Here is a 22,893-nt window from a genome sequence, read left to right as displayed (position 1 = left end):
TTCATTGAGTGCGAGAGCGTTGCCCCAAAACCTGCAGGAAGTGAGGGAGGGTCGCCCAAAAACCCGCTTTAAGTGAGAGAGCGTTGCCCAAAAATCGGGGATTTCCTGACCGTTTGGACGGCAAATCGAAGCATTGGGTTTCCTAACCTGTATTGCTTAGAAAACATCGCTTTATCTTATGTGATTGCAAGTTCATACTGATGAATAAGACCCCTTCCAGACCAAGGAAAGAACGAGCAAACCATGACTCACACTGCAACGGAAGCCACCGGACAGACAGACGTCCCGCAGGCCCGTGCCCTCGCGGCGGACACCATCACGCTGGTGCGCCGCTGGCTGACCGAGGCTTCGAAAGTTCCTGTTGATGCCTCGGCTGAGCAGCTGGCCGGTGTGCTGAAGGACCCGAACGGCCTGGACTTCACGGTGGGCTTCGTGGACGGCGTGGTCCGCCCCGAAGACCTCCACGTCGCCGCCCGAAACCTCGCCGCCCTGGCGACCAAGGTCCCGGCGTTCCTGCCGTGGTACATGCGCAGCGCCGTCCGCCTCGGCGGAACCGTGGCGCCGGTCGTTCCGCAGGTGGTCATCCCGATCGCCCGCCGTGTGCTCCGCGAAATGGTGGGCCACCTGATTGTTGACGCCACCGACGCCAAGCTGGGCCCGGCCATCGCCAAGATCCGCAAGGACGGCATCAAGCTCAACGTGAACCTCCTGGGCGAGGCCGTCCTGGGCGAGCATGAGGCTTCCCGCCGGCTCGCGGGCACCCACACGCTCCTGGCCCGCCCGGACGTGGACTACGTCTCCATCAAGGTGTCCTCCACCGTGGCCCCGCACTCCGCGTGGGCGTTCGACGAGGCCGTGGAGCACGTCGTCGAGAAGCTCACGCCGCTGTTCACCAAAGCCGCGTCCTTCGCCGGCGCGGGACAGAAGGCCAAGTTCATCAACCTGGACATGGAGGAATACAAGGACCTGGACATGACCATCGCGGTCTTCACCAGGATCCTGGACAAGCCCGAGTTCAAGAACCTCGAGGCCGGCATTGTGCTGCAGGCCTACCTCCCGGATGCACTCGCCGCCATGACCCGCCTCCAGGATTGGGCCGCAGAGCGCCGCACCAACGGCGGCGCCGCCATCAAGGTCCGCGTGGTCAAGGGCGCCAACCTGCCCATGGAACAGGTGGAGGCCTCGCTGCACGACTGGCCGCTGGCCACCTGGCACACCAAGCAGGATTCGGATACCAACTACAAGCGCGTCATCAACTACTCGCTGCACCCGGACCGGATCAACAACGTCCGGATCGGCGTGGCCGGCCACAACCTCTTCGACATCGCCTTCGCCTGGCTGCTCGCCAAGCAGCGCGGCGTGGAGTCCGGCATCGAATTCGAGATGCTGCTGGGCATGGCGCAGGGCCAGGCTGAAGCCGTCAAGAAAGACGTCGGCTCGCTCCTGCTGTACACCCCGGTGGTGCACCCGGCCGAGTTCGACGTCGCCATCGCCTACCTGATCCGCCGCCTCGAAGAGGGGGCCAGCCAGGACAACTTTATGTCCGCCGTGTTTGAACTCAGTGAAAACGAAGTGCTGTTCGAGCGCGAGAAGCAGCGCTTCCTCGCCTCCCTGGACAAGCTCGACGGCGAGGTCCCCCCGGCCAACCGGCAGCAGAACCGCAGCCTCCCGCCGCAGCCCCTGCCGCGTGACGCGTTCGCGAATACGCCGGATACTGACCCGTCCTTGCCCGCCAACCGCATCTGGGGCCGGGCCATCCTGGATCGTGTCCCGTCCTCCAGGCTGGGCAACGCCGCCGTCGAAGCCGCCACCATCACGGACGCGGACACCCTCAACACCGTCATCGCCACCGCTGTAGAGAAGGGCAAAGCCTGGGGCGCCCTGACCGGCGACCAGCGCGCCGAGATCCTCCACCGCGCCGGCGATGTCCTCGAAGCCCGCCGCGCCGACCTCCTGGAGGTCATGGCCAGCGAGACCGGTAAAACCATCGACCAGGGCGATCCCGAGGTGAGCGAAGCCGTGGACTTCGCCCACTACTACGCCGAGTCCGCCCGCAAGCTGGAAATGGTCGACGGCGCCACGTTCGTCCCAGCGAAGCTCACCGTCGTGACCCCGCCGTGGAACTTCCCGGTCGCCATCCCGGCAGGGTCCACCCTCGCGGCACTCGCCGCCGGCTCCGCCGTCGTGATCAAACCGGCCAAGCAGGCCCGCCGCAGCGGTGCCGTGATGATCGAGGCACTCTGGGAAGCCGGCGTCCCGAAGGACGTGCTGACCATGGTCCAGCTCGGCGAGCGTGAACTCGGCCAGCAGCTGATCTCCCACCCCGCCGTGGACCGCGTGATCCTGACCGGCGGCTACGAAACCGCCGAACTCTTCCGTTCCTTCCGCAAGGACCTGCCCCTGCTGGCCGAGACCAGCGGCAAGAACGCCATCATCGTCACCCCCAGCGCCGACCTGGACCTGGCCGCCAAGGACGTGGCGTACTCAGCGTTCGGCCACGCCGGCCAGAAGTGCTCCGCCGCGTCCCTGGTGATCCTGGTGGGCTCCGTTGCTAAGTCCAGACGGTTCCACAACCAGCTGGTTGACGCCGTGACCTCGCTGAAGGTGGGCTACCCGCAGGACCCCACCAGCCAGATGGGCCCGATCATCGAGCCCGCAAACGGCAAGCTCCTCAACGCCCTCACCACCCTCGGCGACGGCGAAACCTGGGCCGTGGAACCGCGCAAGCTTGACGGAACCGGCCGCCTCTGGAGCCCGGGCGTGCGCTACGGCGTCCGCCGCGGGTCCTACTTCCACCTCACCGAATTCTTCGGACCGGTCCTGGGCGTCATGACCGCTGACACGCTGGAGGAGGCCATCGCGATCCAGAACCAGGTCGAGTACGGCCTCACCGCCGGCCTGCACGCCCTGGACCCGGACGAGCTCGGCACCTGGCTGGGCTCCATCCAGGCCGGAAACCTCTACGTGAACCGCGGCATCACCGGCGCCATCGTACAGCGCCAGCCGTTCGGCGGCTGGAAGAAATCCGCCGTCGGCGCCGGCACCAAAGCCGGCGGACCCAACTACCTCGCCGGCCTCGGGTACTGGGTCAGTGCCGAAGCCTCAGCCGCGGCAAGCGTCACCAACGCAGGCGTCCGCCGCATCCTGAACGCCGCCGCAGGCGCCCTGGACCCGGCCGAGCTTGAGTCGCTGCAGCGCTCGCTGGGGTCTGACGCCCAGGCGTGGGCCGACGAGTTCGGCACCGCCAAGGACGTCTCCGGCCTGAGCGCCGAGCGGAACATCTTCCGCTACCGTGCGCTGCCGGTCACCGTGCGGCTCTCCGAAGGGGGCGTGCTGGCGCACCTGGTGCGGACTGTGGCGGCCGGCGTCCTGGCCGGTTCGGTATTGACCGTGTCCACCGCCGTCGAACTTCCCGCCCAGCTGCGCGCCGTGCTCACCGGGCTGGACGTCAACGTCACGGTTGAGTCCGACGCCGGCTGGCTGGCTTCGGCGGTACGCCTCGCCGCGGCGAGCAAACTGTCCGGTGCGCGGATCCGCCTGATCGGCGGCGACGCCACCGCACTCGCCGAAGCCACGGACGGGCGGCCGGACCTGGCGATCTACGCCCACGCGGTCACCGAGGCCGGACGGGTGGAGCTGCTGCCGTTCCTGCACGAGCAGGCCATCAGCATCACGGCCCACCGCTTCGGCACCCCGAACCACCTCTCGGATGAGCTGATCTAGGCGGGCCGGAAGCCCAACAAAAACACGAAAGGCCCGGTGGCCGCCTTCGGGGCGGTTGCCGGGCCTTCGCTGTCGAATGGTTGCGTAGTGATCAGGTGGCTGCGCGGGGGCGAGCCTGGAGACAGTTGGTAATTAGCCCAGATACCAGCCTGGGGGAGTCCACGATGCAGGAACATTGTGGGCCGAGAAATCTTCGCAATGGGTGCAGGTGTAGGCGACTTCGCCCAGTGTCCTGACCGCCCCGTCACGTCGGTAAACCGGTGGAATGTAGGACTCAAGATAAATGAATTCATCCGTGCCGCACTTGTCGCACGTGGGTTTGCCGACGTACTCGGCCGCCCGCGAAATACCGGCGTTATGGCTGGAATGATGCGTGACCAGCGGCCGTACGGTGCTATGTCGCTGGGTATATACAGTGTGTAAATGGGTGTTCTCGGCTGTCGTCATTGGCTGCCTATCCCGAGTGCGGCCGCATCATGGGCTGCATGGCGCACTCGTAGTGTTGAACCGGCCACTGCTTGACCCATGGATATTCCAGCATAGGCGAGGCGGGCTTTTACTTCAATGGTTCGTTTCCAGTCCTGATTCCTGCGGCAAATTCGGTCAAACCGACTTCTTGAGCGTCCGCCCGACGATGGTCTGGGTCAGCGCATCGATCACTTCGGCGTTGGCCAGCGGGTTCCGGATCAGGGTGAAATCCACATCGCCCACTGGAGGCAGGTCGAACCGGCGGGTGATGATCTTGAGGTCTTCGGGAACCAGCGACGTCGGCATCACAGCCACGCCGATGCCTGCCCGGAGTGCCGCCAGGACACCACTGATCTGCCGGGTAGTGCACGTGATCCGCCAGGTCCGGCCGCTTGATTCCAGTGCATCGATGGCCAGCTTCCGGCTGAGGCTGGGGGAGGGGTAGGAGATCAGCGGTACGGGATGCCCGGGCTCCAATGACGTCTGTTCCAGCCCCACCCAGGAAAAGGTGTCGTGCTGGACCACCGTGCCGTCCTTGACGCCAGCCACCCACTTCACAAACACCAGGTCCAGCTGGCCGGCATTGAGTTTCTTGTACAGCTGGTCGCTCTGGCCAACGGTGAGCTCAAGGTTGATCTGTGGATAGACCTGGCGGAACTCCCGAAGGATCCGGGGGAGGCCGGTGATGGCGAGGTCGTCCGCCGTGCCGAACCGCAGCCGGCCCCGCATGGCCGAGCCGGAGAAGTATCGGGTGGCGGCATCGTGGGCCGAAAGGATGGTGCGGGCGAAGCCGGCCATCGCGTCACCGTTGTCCGTGAGCCGGACATCGCGGGTGTCCCTGCTGATGAGGATGCGCTTCGCCGCCGTCTCCAGCTTGCGGACATGCTGGCTGACGGTGGGCTGTGCCAGGCCCAGGCGCTCCGCGGCCTTGGTGAAGCTGAGCGTCTCGGCTACGGCCAGGAAGGAACGGAGCTGGGTGGGTTCGTACACAGTGGACTCCTTTGGCTGCGGCTGACTGTCCACCCACGTCAGAGTGGGCATTATTACGCTTTGTAATGCTAGTTATAGGCGAGATAGGGCTACATAATCACCTTGAATCAGCCTAGCGTGGGAAGCATCCCAGTCCGCCCGCTTCCCTGAGGACATCCCTGTGGCACCCCCACCGCCAACGTCGGCAACCGTCAGCCAGCCCGTCATCGACTCCGCCTCCGCGTCCGCTACCGCCGCCTCCGCCCAGACCCAACCCATCGCCGTCGTTAGTGAACACCTCCCCTGGCGGCACACGTTTATCTCCCTGAAAGTCCCCAATTTCCGCATCTTCGCGATCGGGCACTTTGTCGCCGTCGTCGCCCTCTGGATGCAGCGGATCGCCCAGGACTGGCTGGTGCTGGAACTGTCCGGCTCCGTCACCGCCGTGGGCATCACGGTGGCACTGCAGTTCCTGCCGTCGCTGCTGTTGGGGCCGTGGGGCGGCATGATGGCGGACCGGTTCGCCAAACGCCGGATCCTCATCCTGTGCCAGAGCCTGGCCGCGGTCCTCGCCGCAGCGCTCGCGGCACTTGCCCTGACCGGCGCCATCGAAGTGTGGCACGTGTACGTCATCGCGCTGCTGCTGGGCCTGGTCACCGTGCTGGACCAGCCCGCGCGCCAGGTGTTCGTCAACGAACTGGTGGGCCCCAAATACCTCCGGAACGCCATCAGCGTCAACTCCACGACGTTCCAGCTGGGCGGCCTGATCGGTCCGGCACTGGCGGGACTGCTGCTCACCGCGGTCGGCGCAGGCTGGGCCTTCGCCGTGAATGCGCTGGCGTGCTGCTCCACCGTGGCTATGCTGCTGCTCCTGCGCAAGAACCAGCTGTTCGTTAGTGCCCCTGCGCCCAAGAAGAAGGGCATGCTGCGGGAAGGACTGCAGTATGCGCTCAGCAAGCCCACCATCTACTGGCCGTGGCTGATGGCCGGTTTCATCTCCGTCTTCGCCATGAGCCTGCCCGTGCTGCTCGCCGCGTTCGCGGACCACGTGTTCGACGTCGGCGCCGGCGGCTATGGCCTTCTGAACGCCCTGGTGGCACTGGGGGCGTTGGCCGGTGCCGTCGCGTCCACACGGCGCCGCCAGTTGCGGCTCCGCTCCGTGGTGTTCTGTGCCGGAATGTATGGCCTGATGCTGTGCCTGGCCGCCCTGGCGCCGTCCATGCTCTGGTTTAGCGTGGTGATGGTCCTGTCCGGATTCTGGTGCCTGATGTTCCTCACCGGCTCCAACCAGCTCGTCCAGATCAGCTCCAACATGGGCATCCGGGGCCGGGTCATGAGCCTGTACATCATGGTGCTGATCGGCGGCCAGGCCATCGGCGGGCCCATGCTCGGGTGGATCGCCGAGCACGTGGACCCGCATGTGGCACTCATGGTGTCCGGCGGGGTGCCGGCGCTCGCCGCGGTGACTGTCGCCGTCGTCCTGGCCCGAAAAGGCGCGCTGGCGCTCAGGGTGGACCTCAAGGACCGCCGCCACCCGCTGCGGATCGTCCGCCGGGTGGCCACGGCGTAGGGGGCCACGGCGTAAAGGGCTGCAGACCTTGGGCCGCGGCACCTACGCCGCGGCCCAAGGCGGCAGAGCCTACGCCGGCAGGTGCGGGTACTCGGCCTCGCGCCGCTGGAACTCCAGCACGTCCTTGTTGAGGACCACGCCTTCGCGGATTTCGATGGCGCGGGAAATGGTTTCGTTACCGTCCCACTCGGCGGGGCCGCCGATGACTGTCTCAAGGAACGGCAGCAGGGCCTGGCTGATCTCCCAGCTGGAGGAATTCCAGAGGTAGGACGGGCTGTGGTCCACCGCGTAATAGTTGATGTGGTCGCCCATGGTAAACATCGGTTCTGCGAACGTGGTGGAGCGCGCCCAGCTGAAGCCCATTCCCTCGTCGCACGAAACGTCCACGATCAGGCTGCCCGGGCTGAACGCCGCGAGGTCCTCAGTCCGCAAATAAGTCAGCGGATTGTTCGGATCCTGCAGCGTGCAGTTGACCACGATGTCGCTCTCGGCCAGGAACGGCGCCAGCGGTACCCGGCCCCGCTCGGTGATGACCTGGCTCAGGAAGGGGGCCTTGTCGTCGTGATCAAACTGGACGATGTTGACCGAGTGGATCGGGGCACCAACCGCCGCAACTCCGCGGTTGGTCAGCACCTGAACGTCGTGGATGCCATGCGCGTTCAGCGCGGTCACGGCGCCGCGGGCGGTCGCGCCGAAGCCGATCACCACGGCACTGAGCCGGCGGCCGTAATCACCCGTAGAGCCGGTGAGCGAGAGCGCATGAAGCACCGAGCAGTAGCCGGCCAGCTCGTTGTTTTTGTGGAACACGTGTAGCCCGAATCCGCCGTCGCTCGCCCAGTGGTTCATCGCTTCGAAGGCGATGAGCGTGAGCTTCTTGTCGATGGCCAGCTGGGTGATGGCGCGGTCCTGGACACAGTGCGGCCAGCCCCAGAGGATCTGGCCGTCGCGCAGTTCCGCGAGGTCCTCAGGCTGTGGCTTGGGCAGGAGTACGACGTCGGCCTCCGCAAGCAGCGCTTCCTTGGTGGCCATTTTGCCCACGAGGGTTGAGAGCTGGTCATCCGAGACGCCGAAGCGCTCACCGTAGCCCTGCTCCAGGATGATGCGCTGGCGCAGTTCCGGAGCGATCCGCTCGAAATGCAGGGGGTGGATGGGGAGGCGGCGTTCGTCCGGTTTCCGGGTGGATGCCAGGACGCCGAGGGTCAGGTGGCTCTGTTGGCCACTCACTTCTTTTTTGCGGCCTTGGACGTGATGTCCAGGGAGGTGGCCGGCGCTCCGGCGGCCCGCTTGTCGGCGCGCTTTTCCTTGATGGACTTGCCGGCTTTTTTGGATGCTGCTTGACGCGGGGACTTGTCAGCCATGATTGCTCCTGTAGCGGAACCGAAGAGGTTCCTGACTTCTGACGATACACGGCTGGGCCTAACGGCCCCCGGGTGATGGCCGTTTGGAGTGGGATTCGCCGCGCCGGCGCGCCCGCTGCTGTGGTGCGAAAACGGTAGTGAGAAACATTGGAGCGGCTGACGGGAATCGGACCCGCGTATCAAGCTTGGGAAGCTAGCGCTCTACCATTGAGCTACAGCCGCATCGCCCCGTTTTGAGCGGGGCAGAACTTAGCTTAGCGCAGATGCGATCACGCGCCAGCAACCGTGACCACGCACTGGACCCGTGTCCGCCGGGATGGCCGCTACCGGCCGCGTCATCCAGTAACTCTTCAATAACGGCGCCGTCGGTGGCTAGGTCCGGGGCGGGCCGAGTGGCTACTCTGAACCCGTTAGCTGCGGTGTCATGGGGGTGGGGCGGGCTACCACCTGACCAGCCGCTAACTAAGGACTCCCATGGTATTTGCAGAGCACGAGGTGCTTATCCGGTGCGACGCAATGACCGTGTACGCGTTCCTGGTGGACGGAATGAACCTTCCCCTATGGCGCAAGGGCATCCGCAGCATCGGCTTGATGTCCGGTGCTGCCGGAACCAAGGGCGCCGTTTACCGGCAGACGACCACGGGCCGGTCAGGACGGACAATCCCCGCCGACTTCGAAATAACGCAGGCCAGGCCGGGCGCCGAGATCCAGTTCCGTGTGATCTCGGGACCGTCGCAGCCCACCGGCGGGTACTACCTCAGCACCGAACCGGCCGGCACCCGCGTCAGGTTCGCCCTCGAGTACCAGCCCAAAGGCCTCCTGGGCCTGATGAACACCGGCATCCAGCGCACCATCAGGGCCGAAGTGTCCCAGCTCGCACGGCTCAAAGATGTCCTGGAAGTGCGGACGGCCGCCTGAGGGCTACTGCGCCAGCCGCTGGCCCGCCCAGCTGCCGGTAATGTTCGACGGCGACGCAAGGCTTCCGCTGCTCAGGTCCCAGTACTGCACCACATCGTTGGCCCGGCGGAGCGCGACCCCCGTGGAATTCAGGGCTGTCACGTCGCGCAGCGGACGGATCCCGGTGACGTCTTGCCAGCCGGTGGTGACGGTGAGCCGGGCTTCGACGCGTGGCGCCGGAGTGCCAGCTCCGCGGTAAAGCTGCACACCGCCGTCGGACCTAATGGCCAGGAGATCCTGGAAACCGTCGGCGTCATAGTCCACCATGCTCAGCTTCCTGGCCGATACTCCCGTGGCCATGGTTGTGCGTGATGACATGTCCGCCAGGCCCACGTTCGGGTAGAGGTACAGGTTGCCGGCGGTATCCAGGGCGACCAATTGGGGGAGCCGGTTGTTGGCGCACCAGCCGCCGACGGCCAGTGTCAACGTCGCCCAGCCGCCCGAGCCCAGCGTGAACGAGGTTTGGAACCCTCCGGTAGCGATACCCCGGTGGAGCGTCAGCCGTCCGTCGTTCCACTGCGTCAGGAGGTCATAGGCGCCGTCGCGGTCCCAGTCCGTGGTGAATACTTCCTTGGCCGTTCCGAAACCGGAGCCGATGACCTTGGCAGCACCAAAGGTCCTGTTCCCTGTGGAGGGGCGGTTGATGAGCTGGCCTGAGGCGTTGATGGTCACCAGATCAGCGGCACTGGTGATGGCCGCGCTGCCTAAATCCAGGGTGGGCGGCATGTGTTTGACGGCGGGGTCGCACACGGTTGGCGTTGGGGCGGGGAAGGCGCCCCCGCCGGCGGAGCTGCCTCCAGGGGAGGTGACGGTGCCGGCGGGCAGGGTGGTGTAGCCGAAGAAGTTCACCACACCCCAGATGGTGTACAGATTGTTCGTGTACGAGATCCCGGCGCCCATGACGTTGAAGCGCGGGTCTAGCAGCATGGCGTTGTGGCCCTCGGAGTTTTTCCACCACTCCACCAACTGCGCCGCGTTGCGGTCCGTGCGGATGGCAATGACCTCGCCGGCGCCATTGTTCGGACTCAGGGCGCGGGGATCGGTCCAGAAACTGGCGCGGTGCTCAATGACGTCCCGGGACGCGATGCTGTCGGACCATTCCTGCGCCATGCCGGCCACCGTGGGGTGGTACTTGACCGGGGCCAGGCTGTTGGCCGCCCGGTAATTGTTGATTTCGTTGAAAACCGTGAGGATGGCGGCCGTGTTGCTGTCCGGCACCAGGGCCTCGGTGCCAAGGGATTCGGTAGTGATGGATTCCGTTGCGGGGGTCGGCGGGGTGGGAGCCGCGGTTTTGTTCTGGCTCAGTTCCGCGTCGGGGGCCCAGAGGGGTGGCAGGGAAGGCGGCTCGGGGGCGAGGGGCTCGGAGGTGGCGGTCTCGGGGGCAGCCACCGTCGCCGTCGGCGGCGCCGCTGCGGTCCCTGACGTGCCTTCTCCGGCGGGTGATGCCGGTGTGATCACCGGTTCCACGGCCGGGGCGAGCGGGGAACCGGTGCCGGTCTCAACGTCGGGCGCGCCGCCGTCGTCCGCTGTTCCCGACGGTCCCAACGTGACCGTGCGCGGTCCAAAGGCACCAGCCTGGACGGACGGCGCATTCTCCGGCGGGCCGGAATACATGCCGGCGGCCGGGGACACGAGGGCGAGCGCGCACAACATGGCCACAACGGCGGGCGCCGCAAATTTATTCAAAACCAACCCCAGATCAGTTCAGTTGTACCAACCGGGAGACCATCCGGCGGCTGACATGCTGAGGCAACATTAGCCCCACTAGGCGACAGCAACAACGAAAAAGTGTGCGCTGTGGACAACGCATAGTAATTTGGGACGGTGCTGATCTCTGACCGCGACATTCGTGCCGAACTAGACACCCAACGGATCGTCCTCGAACCGTACGATCCCGCGATGGTCCAGCCATCCTCGGTGGACGTGCGGATCGACCGGTTGTTCCGACTTTTCGACAACCATAAGTACGCGCACATCGACCCCGCCGAAGAGCAGCCCGAGCTGACGCGGCTTGTGGAGGTGGAGAGCGGTGAGCCGTTCATCCTGCACCCCGGCGAGTTTGTCCTTGGTTCCACCTACGAGGCCGTCACGTTGCCGGACGACATTGCTGCGCGGTTGGAAGGTAAGTCGTCCCTGGGCCGTCTGGGCCTGCTGACGCACTCCACGGCCGGGTTCATTGATCCGGGGTTTTCCGGCCACGTCACGCTGGAGCTGTCCAACATGGCCACGCTGCCCATCAAGCTCTGGCCCGGCATGAAGATCGGCCAGCTGTGCTTCTTCCGGCTGACCTCTGCTGCTGAGTTCCCGTACGGTTCCGGCGAATACGGCAACCGCTACCAGGGCCAGCGCGGGCCGACAGCCAGCCGCAGCCACCTGAACTTCCACCGCACGAAGGTCTGAGCCTTTTCCATCGAGGGGTGAGGTCTCGGCTCTAACCGTCCGTCTTGGCGCCGAGATCTAACCTCTCGGTGCGGCAGCTTGGGAACCACTACTCCTCCACTCTGTGGATAACCGGGTTGGGGCAGCCCGGCTGTGCCAACAATAGGTCATGCGGCAGCCCTCACCTCTTCCGGACCACTTCGCTGGACGTTCCTTGACCCTTCATGAGCAGGTCCACGCCGGCGTCCCCGCTGCGCGTGCATGGCGGCGTGATCTCCGCGTGGCAAGCCGCGGAGTACGGGTTCCCTGGGGTGCGTCGCAGCCTCTTCACCACACCTGCGCATTGCTGGCCACACTCTCTCCCGGTCTCGTCTGCTGTCTGGCCACCGCGGCGCTGCTGTGGGGCTGCCCGCTGCCATTGGCACTTCAGAACGAGCTGAAAATCCACTTGGCGAAGATCGGCGGAGGCGCCCGGCCGGTGCGCAAGGGGGTATCCGGTCACCGGCTGGGCCTTCGCAGCCAGGATATGGGGGAACTCGACGGCGTCCCGGTCACCTGCCCTGCGCGGACGTGGCTGGACTTGGCCGCGGTCCTGGACTTGGAGGATTTGGTGGCGGCGGACTACTTCATCTGCAGCCAATCGAGGAGCTTCGGGCCTAAGAAGGACGCGCTGTGTTCACTCGGGGACCTTCTTGAGCAGGTCCACTCCACCCCGGGCGCCCGCGGTTTCCGGAAAGCCAGGCAGGCTCTGGAACTGTGCCGGGTCGGGGCCGATTCCGCGCCGGAGACCCGGCTGCGGCTGGCCATCGGAAGGCTCGGACTGCCGGAACCCGCGCTGAGGTACGTGGTGCAGGACGCTACTGGGTGGGAACTTGCCTGGCCAGACGTGGCGTTTCCGGACTTCAAGGTGGCCGTTAATTACGATGGCCGGCATCACTTGGAAGAACGCAGCGTGAGTCAGACATCCGGCGGGACGAGTCCATCGCGGCCATCGGCTGGGCATCGGTGACTGTCACAGCCGGGCATGTACGCCAGTGGGGCTTCGACGGGTGCGCCCACCGGGTACTGGACTCCCTTGCTCGGGCGGGATGGCGGATCGAGGGGTGAGGTCTCGGCGCCAACGGTCCGTTATAGCGCCGGGATCTCACGTCTCGGTGCGGGGAGTGTGGTGGCCTACGCCTTCGCGGCCAACCGGACAGGCCCGCCGAACGCCTTGAGCACCGGTTCCACATAGCGCGCGGCCAGCGGCCCGAGGACGGCCATGATCAGCACGTAGGCGGTTGCCAGGGCGGCGAGATCGTCCGGGACCACGCCCGACGCCACGGCCAGGCCGGCGATAACGATGGAGAACTCGCCGCGGGCTATCAGGGCGGCGCCTGCACGGAAGCGGCCCGGGCGTGCAATTCCGGCCCGCTTGGCAGCCCAGATGCCCGTGAGCATCTTGGTAGTGGCAGTGATGGCCGCCAGGATCAGAGCCCAGCCGAGTACCGGCGGGATGGTCGACGGGTCTGTGTTGAGCCCGAAGGCCACAAAGAAGATGGCCGCAAAGAGATCCCGCAGCGGTTCCAGGATCCGGGTGGCGCTGTGGGCGGTAGCCCCCGAGATCGCGATGCCCAACATAAACGCGCCCACTGCGGCCGAAACCTGCAGGGCGGACGCGACGCCGGCCACCAGCAGTGCGGCACCGAGCAGGTTGAGCAGGAATACTTCGGAGTTTTCGCTGTGCACCGCTTTTGATACACGGTGGCCGTGCCGCAGCGCCACCATTAAGACGACGGTGACCACCGCCAGCGAGATTGCTACCGTGGTGAGCCCGCCCAGGAAGCTCACACCCGCGAGGGTGGCGGTGAGGATGGGCAGGTACACAGCCATGGCCAGGTCCTCGAACACCAGGATGGACAGCACCACGGGGGTCTCGCGGTTACCGATCCGGCCCAGGTCCGTGATGACCTTGGCAGCGATCCCTGAGGACGATATGTACGTGACGCCGCCCATAACCATGGCGCCCACCGCTCCCCAGCCGAGCAGGAGCGCCAGTGCCGCGCCGGGGATGAAATTCAGCACCAGGTCAAGAACACCGGCCTGCCAGGACCTGCGCAGACCGGTGAAAAGCTCGGCAGCCGTATATTCCAAACCGAGCATAAGCAGCAGCAGGATCACGCCGATTTCGCCGGAGAGATGTGCGAATTCCTGCATACCTTCGAGCTTGACCACGCCGCCTGCGCCGAAGGCGAGTCCGCCAACGAGGTAGAGCGGTATGGGTGACATTCCGATCCGTCCGGCCAGCCTGGCCAGGAGGCCGAGACAGAACACAACGGCCCCCAGTTCAATGAGGGTCAGGGCCAGCGGGTCCATGACGCTCAGCCGTTGCGCAGGATATCGGCCGCCGAATCGAGGCCTTCTTGCGTTCCAACTGCAACGAGGAGGTCACCGGAGTGAAGTACGACGTCGGGTCCCGGCGACGGGAGCACTTCGCCTTCACGCATGATCGCCACGATCGAGACTCCGCAGCGGGTGCGGATGCAGGCCTTCCCCATGGGCTGGTTCTGGAACGGGGATTCCGGGGCGATGGAGAACTGCCGGGTCACGATGCCCGGGATCTCCCGGTGCTCTTCAGTCAGCTTCATGGCAAGGTGCTGCCCGCCCAGGAGGTTACCCAGGGTGGCGGCCTCATCGCCGGTCAGGGGAATCGACGCCTGGCAGGTGTCGGGATCGTCCCAAGTGGAAACGATGAGTTCCATCGTGCCCTCGCGCAGCTCCACGACGCCGATGCGGCGGCCGGAAGTCGTCATGAAGTCCTTCCGCCGGCCCAGGCCGGGGAGGTCAGTCTCGTCCACGTTCATACCACCAGCCTAGTCTTTGCAGGCCGGTTTCGGGCGGGGGTGCCGAAGACGGCGCGAGCGGGCAGCAGATGACGTCAGACCCCGGATTTGAGGTCATCTGCTGCCCGTTCGCGCTTCAAGGGGGTGGGGCTTAAGTGTCCGTTCGCGCTAGGAGGCTGGAACGACGGCGATGGCGGTCTTGTCCGGCGACTTTACCGGGAGCAGGACCAGCAGGCCGGCGAGCAGCACCACCATGATGCCCAGGATTCCCCAGCGCTGGGCCTCGCCGGGCGCAACCAGGGGAGTGGCCAGCGTGATGCACAGGGTGAACAGCGCCGGAGCGAGGAAGCTGACGGCACGCCCGGTGGTGGCGTAAAGGCCGAACAGCTCGCCGGATTCGCCGTGGGGTGCCAGCCGGGCCAGGTATGCCCGCGACGAGGACTGGGCAGGCCCCACAAACAGGCACAGGAACAGCCCGAAGACCCAGAAGGTGGTGCTGCCGGCCCACGCCGTGCCAAAGAAGATGTAGTTTTCGTTGCCGAGGACCAGGATCATGGTCCCGGCGACCAGCAGCCCCACCAGGGAACCCATGATCACGGCCTTGGGCCCTACACGATCGTCCAGGAACCCGCCGATGATGGCGCCCACGGCCGCCACCACATTGCCGAAGATGGCAAAGAAGATGACCTGGGACAATTCGAAGCCAAACGTGCCGGCCGCGATGATCCCGCCGAAGGTGAACACGGCCGCGAGGCCGTCCCGGAACACTGCGCTGGCCAGGAGGAAGTAAATGGTGTGCGGGCTGGTGGCGTAGATTGCCTTGATCCGGCGGATCAGCAGGCGGTAGGAGGCCAGGACGCCCAACGGTTGGGCCCGCTCCGGCCGCGGCAGCTGCGGGACAGCAAACAGCACCGGCAGGGCAAAGATGAAGAACCACAGGGCGGAGAACACGGCCACCAGCCGGATGTTCAGGCTGTCCTCGGTGGAGGCGCCGAACCAGTCGAAGCTCGGTTGCACAAACAGCTGCAGCACAATCAGCAGGGCCATAATGCCGCCCAGGTAGCCCATGCCCCAGCCGAACCCGCTGACCTTGCCGATGTTCTTCGGCGTGGAGATCTGGGCCAGCATGGCGTTGTAGTTGACCCCGGCGAACTCAAAGAACACATTCCCCAGCGCGATCAGGGAAACGCCCAGCAGCAGGAACTCCGGCCGCGGGAACACAAAGAAGCACAGGCCCGTCAGGATGGCGACGGCGGCCGTGTTGACCCCCAGCCACAGCTTGCGGCGCCCGCCGTTGTCCGAGCGCTGCCCGGTCACCGGAGCGAGCAGCGCGATGGCGATCCCCGCAACGGCCAGCGCACCGCCAAGAACGGCCGAAGCCTGATCTTTGCCGCCGAAGGCATTGGAGGTGAGGTAGACGGTGAAAACGAAGGTGGTCATGATCGCGTTGAAGGCCGCAGATCCCCAGTCCCAGGCGGCCCAGGCGAGGACTCGGCCCTTGCCGGTGGCCTGGGTTCCGGACGCGAGTTCCGATGACGGCTGCATGGCCTCAGGAGCGCTTGCGGTGTTCATAGGCTGAATCGTATCCGCCCCTGGCGAACATCGCGGAGATGGTACGCCGGACACCGGCGAAATTCCAGGGACCCACGGTCCGGTGCGGGAAAAGTGTCAGTGGTGCCTTGATAAACTGTGGCCACCGAACCTGACGAATGACCGCCTGCCCTGACTTTTGACAATCGAATCCCTGACGTTGCGGAGCTACCAGTGATCACAGTCCTTGCCGTGCACTTTGCGGTGGCTGCCGTGGCGCCGTTTCTCTTCAGGGCATGGGGCCGCAACGCTTTTTATGCGCTGGCCGCTGTTCCTGCCGTTTCGTTTGGCTGGCTGCTGTTCCAGCACGGCGCCGTGTACTCGGACGTCGGCGCGGTCTCGGAAGTCTTCCCGTGGATCCCCGGGCTGGATCTTGAATTCGCCTTCCGGCTCGATCCCCTTGCCTGGGTGATGTCGCTCCTTATCCTGGGCATCGGCGCCTTGGTGCTCGTCTATTGCGCGCGGTACTTCAGCCTCAAGGACCAGGACCTCGGAGGCTTCGGCGCCCAGTTCCTCGCCTTCGCGGGAGTGATGTTCGGCTTGGTGATCGCTGACGATCTTCTTCTGATGTTCATTTTCTGGGAACTCACCACCATCCTGTCCTACCTGCTGATCGGCTTCGCCCGCACCAGGCTGGCGGCCCGCCGTTCTGCGCTGCAAGCTTTGATGGTCACCACAGCGGGCGGGCTGGCCATGCTGGTGGGCCTGATTATGCTGGGCCACAGTGCCGGCACGTACCGGATTTCGGCGATCCTGGCGCAGGCTCCCACCCTGATCAGCGGACCTTCCGGAGGAATCGTGGCCGCCGCCGTCGTACTTATCCTGGCGGGCGCCATCAGCAAGTCCGCGCTGGTTCCCTTCCACTTCTGGCTTCCGGGAGCCATGGCGGCCCCCACCCCGGTGAGCGCGTACCTCCACGCCGCGGCGATGGTGAAGGCCGGGATCTACCTGGTGGCGCGGCTGGCCCCGGGATTTTCCGACACCGCCTACTGGCAGTCCATTGTGCTGGGCCTGGGCCTGGCCACCATGCTGGTTGGCGGCTACCGGGCGCTCCGGCAGACCGACATCAAGCTCATCCTGGCCTACGGCACGGTCAGCCAGCTGGGTTTCCTGACCATGGTTGTGGGGCTGGGCACGCCGGACGCGGCCCTCGCCGGCCTCGCGATGCTCCTCGCCCACGGATTGTTCAAGGCCACCCTGTTCCTGGTGGTGGGCATCATCGACCACCAGGCCGGTACCCGCGATGTGCGCCAGCTTTCCGGCGTGTTCCGGCAGTCCCGGGCGCTCGGAATTGTGGCCGGCATCGGTGCCGCCTCGATGGCCGGCGTCCCGCTGCTCGCCGGATTTGTGGCCAAGGAATCAGTCCTTGAAGCCTTTGTCCACCACGCTTCCGGCGGCGAGGCCTGGAGCATGGTGGTGCTCGTGGGCATCGTCCTCGGGTCCGTTCTCACGTTCGCCTACAGCGCACGCTTTATGTGGGGAGCGTTCGCGGTGAAGCCCGGGATTGAGCGGACAATGTTCAAGGCGGTCAAGCCTTCCTTCCTGGCGGCCCCGGCCGTCCTCAGCGTCCTCAGCATCGTCTACGGCCTCTGGCCGGCGTCGGTGGACGCCTGGGTCCAGCCCTACGCCGCGCTGTTCGCCTCCACCGCGTCCGGCGCCGGCACACCGGCCGAGCAGGCCGGCCACCTTGCGCTGTGGCACGGTTTCACCCCCGCCCTGGGACTAACCGCCCTCACGTTTGCCCTGGGCCTGGCGATGTACTTCGGACGGAACCTGGTGGCCCGCGCGCAGTCCCGCGTTCCCGGCTGGATCGACGGCGACCGCATGTACCAGCTCACCATCGGCGCCCTGGACGACACTGCGGTCTGGATTACGGGCCGCACGCAGCGTGGTTCCCTGTACTTCTACCTCGCCGTGATCCTCACGATGGCGTTTGCGCTGCCGCTGACCGCCATGGTGCTGGCGGGCAAGCCGCTTCCGGACAACCTGTACTTCATCGATCCCTACTCGCCGCTGCAGCCCGTGGTCGGGGCGGGAATTGTGATCGGCGCGCTGGCCGCGGTCAAGGCCAACAAACGGTTCCTCGCTGTGCTGATGGTGTCCGTCACCGGATACGGGATCGCCCTGATGTTCGCGCTCCAGGGCGCGCCGGACCTGGCCCTCACGCAGATGCTTGTGGAAACCATCATCCTGGTGGCCTTTGTCCTGGCCATGCGCAGCCTGCCCGCGGAACTCCGCGACCGGACCGGCGGCAAGTACCGGGTGATCCGCGTGATCATCGGGGCGGCGTTCGGCGTCACCATGGTCTTCGCCGCCATCCACGCCATGGGCGCCCGGGTGGCCGTCCCAGTGTCCCTGGAATTCCCGCGTCTTGCCTATGAAGGCGGCGGCGGGCTGAACATCGTCAACGTGACCCTGGTGGACATCCGCGCCTGGGACACTTTCGGTGAAATATCCGTCCTTGCCCTGGCCGCCACAGGTGTTGCCAGCCTCATCTTCGTCCGCGGCCGCGGCGACCGGACCAGGGTCTCTGAAACTATTGCCGAGGGCAGCGTCGGCCGCCAGGTCGCTGTGGATCCCGGGTCGCGGGAAGCCGCGGCCCTGGCCATCAGCCGCAAATTCGCCGCCTCCGCCCGGGACGCCTGGATCGTGGCGGGGCGCACGCTGGCACCGGAACGGCGTTCCATCATCTTTGAAGTGGTCACGCGGCTGATCTTCCACTCCCTGATCATCTTCTCGCTCTACCTCCTCCTGGCCGGCCATAACCTGCCCGGCGGCGGCTTCGCCGGCGGCCTGACTGCCGGACTTGCCCTGGCCATCCGCTACCTGGCCGGCGGCCGGTTCGAACTGCGCGAGGCCACGCCCGTCGGCGCCGGAACGCTGCTGGGGATCGGGCTCGCCACTGCGGCGGCGTCCGGTGTGGTGCCGCTGCTGCTGGGCGGCCAGGTATTCCAGACCGCCATCATCGAACTCTGGCTTCCGGTGTTCGGGGACATCAAGTTCGTCACATCCACCATCTTCGACATCGGCGTCTACATCGTGGTGATCGGCCTGGTGCTGGACGTCCTGCGCAGCCTGGGCTCCGAGATCGACGAACACTTTGAAGAGCAAAGAACTGCGCCTGCCGAGGACGCGCCAGCGGACGACGCTCCTGCCGCTACCGAGGTGCAGGCCGACGTGCACGCCGAGGAACCCGTGGGTGTCCCCGCCGAAACCACCGCGAGGGGCCAAGGATGAGCGTCAACCTGACCCTGCTGACCGTGATGGGTGCCCTGTATGCGTGCGGCATCTACCTGATCCTGGAACGCAGCCTCACCCGGGTGCTGCTCGGGCTGATGCTGCTGGCCAACGCCACCAACCTGCTGATCCTGGCCACCGGCGGCTATGCCGGCCTGGCGCCCCTGTACAACAAGGCCACCGGCGCGCATGAGTACGCGGACCCGCTGCCGCAGGCCCTGATCCTCACGTCGATCGTGATCTCCTTCGCCGTGACGGCCTTTATGCTCGGCATCATCTACCGCACGTGGGTCCTGGCCCGCCAGGACGAGATCCAGGACGACATCGAGGACCTCCGCGTCGCCGAGACGCCCCGCTTCGACGCCGAGGACGACACCCCGATCCCGGCCGAAACTTCCGAGTTTCCCCTAACCATGCTGGGCGGCGACGGGAGCACGGTCTCAGATCACCCCACGGCGGCGGACGGCCCGGATGAGGCCGGTTCCGTCACCGCCGGTGCCAAGGAGATTTCTGCCCGGGACGCCGCCGCCGAAGAGCAACCCGGCTCGCAGAACGTAACCCCTGGTCCCGAAGGAGGTGTGAAGTGAACATGGCAAGCTTTGCCCCGCTCGCCGTCGTACTTCCCATCCTCGGTGCCGCCCTGGCCTTCCTGCTGATCCGGCACTCCCGCGCGCAGCGCGCGGTGAGCATCGGCGTGCTGTCCCTGACGCTCCTGCTGGAGTGCCTGCTGCTGGCGTCGGTGTGGGACGGCGGAACGGCTGCCGTGAACATCGGTGGCTGGCTGCCGCCGTGGGGCATCACGATGGTGGTGGACCAGTTCTCGTCCCTCATGCTCGTGGTGTCGTCGGCCATTAGCCTCGCTGTGTTGGTCTACGCCACCGGGCAGGGAATGGCCGACGGCGACCGGGACGCCCCGGTGTCGATCTTCCACCCCACCTACCTCATCCTTGTGGCCGGAGTGTCCAACGCGTTCCTGTCCGGGGATCTTTTCAACCTCTATGTCGGCTTCGAAATCCTGCTGACGGCAAGCTATGTCCTGATGACCCTGGGTGGGACCGGCCCCCGCATCCGCGCCGGCGTCACCTACGTGGTGGTGTCCGTGGTGTCCTCGGTGCTGTTCCTGATCTCCATCGCCATGGTTTACGGGGCCACCGGCACCGTGAACATGGCCGATCTCGCCGTCAAGCTCGCGGACCTGGACGAAGGAACCCGCACCCTGCTCCATGTCATGCTCCTGGTGGCCTTCGGCATCAAGGCGGCCGTTTTTCCGTTGTCCTTCTGGCTGCCGGACTCCTATCCCACCGCCCCTGCGCCGGTCACGGCCGTGTTCGCGGGCCTGCTGACCAAGGTGGGCGTCTATGCGATGGTGCGTACCGAAACCCTGCTGTTTCCCGGTGACAGCCTGGACACGCCGCTGATGGTGGCGGCGCTGCTGACCATGGTGGTGGGAATCCTGGGCGCCCTGGCCCAGAGCGACATCAAGCGTCTGCTGTCCTTCACCTTGGTCAGCCACATCGGATACATGGTGTTCGGCCTGGCCATGTCTTCGGTGGCCGGACTGGGTGCCGCCGTGTTCTACGTTGCCCACCACATCACCATCCAAACAAGCTTGTTCCTGGTCACCGGGCTGATTGAACGCCGTGGCGGCAGTTCATCCGTGGACCGGCTGGCGGGCCTCGCCAAGCTGTCACCCATCCTGGCCCTGCTGTTCTTTATCCCCGCCATGAACCTTGCCGGGATCCCGCCGTTCTCCGGTTTCCTGGGGAAAGTGGGGCTCATCCAGGCGGGCATCGAACTGGGCACACCCCTGGCCTACGCCCTGGTGATCGGCGGTGTGGTCACCAGCCTCCTGACCCTGCTGGCCGTCGCGCGCGTCTGGAACCGCGCCTTCTGGCGCAAGCCCTCGGACGCCGAGCACCCGGACCCCGTCCTGCTGGCCGAGCCGGAGGATTCGGACACCGGCAGCCGGGCCGGCCGCAAGAACGTCACGCTGCTGCCCCGCACCATGGTGGGCTCAACCCTGGGCCTGGTGGTCCTGGGCGTCTCGCTCACTGTTTTCGCGGGCCCGCTGTTCACAGTCTCGGACCAGGCCGCCCACGAAATGCTGGACCGGTCCGCCTACATCCAGGCCGTGCTGGGCGAGGACACGGACGTTCCCCCGCTGGCCCTGAAAAACGGTGGGGGCAAATGAGCCGCCGCCGGATTTCCCTCCGCCAGGAACTGCCCCTGCTGGTATGGCTGGTGCTTGTCTGGGGCGCCCTGTGGCAGGACTTCAGCCCCGGCAACCTGCTCTTCGGCGCGTTGCTGGCGGTGCTCGTGGCCCGGATATTCTATCTGCCGCCGGTGGAACTCAGCGGCCGGTTCAACATTCTTTATGCAGTGCCATTTGCCCTGCGTTTCCTGGGCAGGGTGGCGGCAGCCAGCGTCGAGGTCATGTACCTGACGGCGGTCCGCGGCCCGCGGGTCATCAACGCCGTCGTCGCTGTTCCGTTGCGGAGCCACCAGGACCTGATGGTCACCGCCACCGGGCACGTGATCTCGCTGATCCCGGGCTCCCTGGTGGTGGAAGTGGACCGGTCAACGTCCACCCTCTACCTCCACGCGCTCAACGTCAGCAGCCCGGAAGAAGTGGAAAGCCTGCGCAAGGAAGTCCGCTCCATCGAAGCGGGCCTGATCAGGATCATGGGCACCCGCGAAGAACTCGAAGCAATCCGGCAGGAGGCCGCAGCATGATGCAGACCGTCCTGGCTGTCACGGCAGTCATTCTTTCGCTGGCGGCGGCAGGAGCCATCATCAGGATCTCCCGCGGCCCGTCGCTGCTGGACCGGGTGCTGGCCTCCGACGTCCTGCTCGCAATCCTGGGCGCTGCCCTGTGCATCGACATGGCCGTTAACCGGCACCTGAACAACCTGATGCTGCTGGTGGCGCTGTCCGTGGTTGGCTTCATCGGTTCGGTGACCGTTGCGCGCTTCGTGGCCGACCGGCGGGAGCAAGCCAATGAATCCTGAGGCCAGCGTGGTTGACAATGTCATCGACACCGTCTCGGCGGTGTTCCTGGTGGTGGGTGCCCTTATGTCGCTCGCCGCCGCTGTGGGCCTGCTCCGCTTCCCGGATCTGCTGAGCCGCATGCACGCGGCCACCAAGCCCCAGGTGCTGGGTCTGTTCCTGCTCCTGGCGGCGATCGGCCTGCAGCTGCGCAGCTGGTGGGTGTGGCCGGTGCTGCTGGTGGCCTGGATTTTCCAGCTGCTGACGGTGCCGATTTCCGCCCATATGGTGGGCCGCGCCGGGTACCGCACCAAACACCTGCACCGCGAGCTGCTCAGCTCCGATGAACTCGAGGCCGTGGTTCAGAAGGCGGCCCAGTCGGCCCGGGATGAGTCGTCCAGGGATGAAGCGTCTGACGGCGGCCGGCGGGACTGAGCGTCACGCGCAGCCCCCAGCGTCCCTTGTGAGTTCACCTTCCAGATACTGCGGGCATCTCGGCCGGTTTGAACCGATTAGCTGGACGGTGAAACTCAGGGGATGGTGATGCGGTCAGACGATGTCCTGGGACTTGGCGAAGCGGGTGATGGCCCGCTGCGTGCCGCGGTTGGCGAGCACCTGGATGATAGTGCTGACGGAGGCCGAGATGAGCGCGAACGTCAGCGCCGAGCGAAGGCTCGTGGGGGTGTCTTCATCCCTGCCGGTCGGGGGCTTCCGGCCGGTGGACTTTTCCCATACGGTATTGACCATCTTGGTGCCGACGAATCCGGCGCCGAGGCTGATTGCAGTGCCGAGCAGCTTGATGAACAGGTTCATTCGTTGAACTCCTTTTGAGCGG

Annotated in this window: 19 protein-coding genes and 1 tRNA gene; 11 read left to right on the top strand and 9 right to left on the bottom strand. The window is 65.8% G+C overall.

What is annotated here, in order from left to right:
• The first annotated feature begins 243 nt into the window (after positions 1-243).
• Positions 244-3,723, top strand: a complete 3,480-nt coding sequence (locus tag NG697_RS11965) for a proline dehydrogenase family protein (RefSeq protein WP_252614291.1) — start codon at positions 244-246, stop codon at positions 3,721-3,723.
• Positions 3,724-4,326: 603 nt separating this feature from the next.
• Here the strand turns inward: NG697_RS11965 and NG697_RS11960 are convergent.
• A complete protein-coding gene (locus tag NG697_RS11960; RefSeq protein WP_056341377.1) occupies positions 4,327-5,181 on the bottom strand; it encodes a LysR family transcriptional regulator in 855 nt (284 codons plus the stop codon).
• A 160-nt stretch (positions 5,182-5,341) separates the two neighbouring features.
• Here NG697_RS11960 and NG697_RS11955 point away from each other — a divergent pair, with 160 nt between their 5' ends.
• A complete protein-coding gene (locus tag NG697_RS11955) occupies positions 5,342-6,730 on the top strand; it encodes an MFS transporter (RefSeq protein WP_252614290.1) in 1,389 nt (462 codons plus the stop codon).
• Positions 6,731-6,799: 69 nt separating this feature from the next.
• Here NG697_RS11955 and NG697_RS11950 read toward each other — a convergent pair whose 3' ends face one another.
• From NG697_RS11950 to NG697_RS11940, 3 genes are all read right to left on the bottom strand, one after another.
• Complete coding sequence (locus tag NG697_RS11950; RefSeq protein ID WP_252599168.1) at positions 6,800-7,954, bottom strand: N(5)-(carboxyethyl)ornithine synthase; 1,155 nt, start codon at positions 7,952-7,954, stop codon at positions 6,800-6,802.
• On the bottom strand, positions 7,951-8,088 hold the full coding sequence (locus tag NG697_RS11945) for a hypothetical protein (protein WP_167349828.1): 138 nt from the start codon (positions 8,086-8,088) through the stop codon (positions 7,951-7,953). The genes NG697_RS11950 and NG697_RS11945 overlap by 4 nt, the downstream gene beginning before the upstream one ends.
• 148 nt (positions 8,089-8,236) lie before the next feature.
• Positions 8,237-8,310, bottom strand: a tRNA-Gly gene (locus NG697_RS11940).
• 252 nt (positions 8,311-8,562) lie between these two features.
• Here NG697_RS11940 and NG697_RS11935 point away from each other — a divergent pair.
• Positions 8,563-9,006 carry an SRPBCC family protein gene (locus tag NG697_RS11935; RefSeq protein ID WP_058930847.1) on the top strand — a complete coding sequence of 148 codons (444 nt, stop codon included), beginning with the start codon at positions 8,563-8,565 and terminating at the stop codon, positions 9,004-9,006.
• Positions 9,007-9,009: 3 nt separating this feature from the next.
• Here the strand turns inward: NG697_RS11935 and NG697_RS11930 are convergent, their stop codons facing one another.
• Positions 9,010-10,731 carry a CAP domain-containing protein gene (locus tag NG697_RS11930; protein ID WP_308293013.1) on the bottom strand — a complete coding sequence of 574 codons (1,722 nt, stop codon included), beginning with the start codon at positions 10,729-10,731 and terminating at the stop codon, positions 9,010-9,012.
• A gap of 138 nt (positions 10,732-10,869) precedes the next feature.
• Here NG697_RS11930 and dcd point away from each other — a divergent pair, with 138 nt between their 5' ends.
• Both dcd and NG697_RS11920 read left to right on the top strand, forming a co-directional pair.
• Positions 10,870-11,445: a dCTP deaminase gene (gene dcd, locus NG697_RS11925; RefSeq protein WP_252599167.1), complete on the top strand. Its 576-nt coding sequence runs from the start codon at positions 10,870-10,872 to the stop codon at positions 11,443-11,445.
• Positions 11,446-11,767: 322 nt separating this feature from the next.
• Complete coding sequence (locus NG697_RS11920) at positions 11,768-12,433, top strand: hypothetical protein (protein ID WP_252599165.1); 666 nt, start codon at positions 11,768-11,770, stop codon at positions 12,431-12,433.
• Positions 12,434-12,597: 164 nt separating this feature from the next.
• Here the strand turns inward: NG697_RS11920 and NG697_RS11915 are convergent, their stop codons facing one another.
• The 3 genes from NG697_RS11915 to NG697_RS11905 form a co-directional block, all read right to left on the bottom strand.
• Positions 12,598-13,779 carry a cation:proton antiporter gene (locus NG697_RS11915; RefSeq protein ID WP_252599164.1) on the bottom strand — a complete coding sequence of 394 codons (1,182 nt, stop codon included), beginning with the start codon at positions 13,777-13,779 and terminating at the stop codon, positions 12,598-12,600.
• Between the two features lie 5 nt (positions 13,780-13,784).
• A complete protein-coding gene (locus tag NG697_RS11910) occupies positions 13,785-14,267 on the bottom strand; it encodes a cation:proton antiporter regulatory subunit (protein WP_056341364.1) in 483 nt (160 codons plus the stop codon).
• 147 nt (positions 14,268-14,414) lie between these two features.
• Positions 14,415-15,818, bottom strand: coding sequence for an MFS transporter (locus NG697_RS11905; RefSeq protein WP_252614289.1), 1,404 nt, complete (start codon positions 15,816-15,818; stop codon positions 14,415-14,417).
• Between the two features lie 192 nt (positions 15,819-16,010).
• Here NG697_RS11905 and NG697_RS11900 point away from each other — a divergent pair, with 192 nt between their 5' ends.
• The 6 genes from NG697_RS11900 to mnhG are packed head-to-tail and all read left to right on the top strand — an operon-like array spanning position 16,011 to position 22,493.
• Entirely contained in the window at positions 16,011-19,073 is a 3,063-nt protein-coding gene (locus NG697_RS11900; protein ID WP_252614288.1) for a Na+/H+ antiporter subunit A, read from the top strand.
• On the top strand, positions 19,070-19,660 hold the full coding sequence (locus NG697_RS11895) for a Na(+)/H(+) antiporter subunit C (RefSeq protein ID WP_252599160.1): 591 nt from the start codon (positions 19,070-19,072) through the stop codon (positions 19,658-19,660). The genes NG697_RS11900 and NG697_RS11895 overlap by 4 nt, the downstream gene beginning before the upstream one ends.
• The gene (locus NG697_RS11890; RefSeq protein WP_252614287.1) at positions 19,657-21,264 is read left to right on the top strand and encodes a Na+/H+ antiporter subunit D; all 1,608 of its coding nucleotides are present in this window, start codon (positions 19,657-19,659) and stop codon (positions 21,262-21,264) included. Before NG697_RS11895 ends, NG697_RS11890 begins: the two co-directional genes overlap by 4 nt.
• Positions 21,261-21,806 (top strand): Na+/H+ antiporter subunit E, encoded by a 546-nt coding sequence (locus NG697_RS11885; protein WP_252614286.1) that lies wholly within the window; start codon positions 21,261-21,263, stop codon positions 21,804-21,806. Before NG697_RS11890 ends, NG697_RS11885 begins: the two co-directional genes overlap by 4 nt.
• Entirely contained in the window at positions 21,803-22,081 is a 279-nt protein-coding gene (locus NG697_RS11880; RefSeq protein WP_056341351.1) for an MrpF/PhaF family protein, read from the top strand. The genes NG697_RS11885 and NG697_RS11880 overlap by 4 nt, the downstream gene beginning before the upstream one ends.
• Positions 22,071-22,493 (top strand): monovalent cation/H(+) antiporter subunit G, encoded by a 423-nt coding sequence (mnhG, locus tag NG697_RS11875; protein ID WP_252608056.1) that lies wholly within the window; start codon positions 22,071-22,073, stop codon positions 22,491-22,493. The genes NG697_RS11880 and mnhG overlap by 11 nt, the downstream gene beginning before the upstream one ends.
• 114 nt (positions 22,494-22,607) lie before the next feature.
• Here mnhG and NG697_RS11870 read toward each other — a convergent pair whose 3' ends face one another.
• Positions 22,608-22,871: a DUF4235 domain-containing protein gene (locus NG697_RS11870; RefSeq protein ID WP_056341347.1), complete on the bottom strand. Its 264-nt coding sequence runs from the start codon at positions 22,869-22,871 to the stop codon at positions 22,608-22,610.
• Between the last annotated feature and the right edge of the window lie 22 nt (positions 22,872-22,893).

Source organism: Pseudarthrobacter raffinosi, assembly GCF_023913835.1.
GTDB lineage: Bacteria > Actinomycetota > Actinomycetes > Actinomycetales > Micrococcaceae > Arthrobacter > Arthrobacter raffinosi.
The sequence above is the reverse complement of the archived record's forward strand: the minus strand, read 5'-3'. Positions and strand labels throughout refer to the sequence as shown.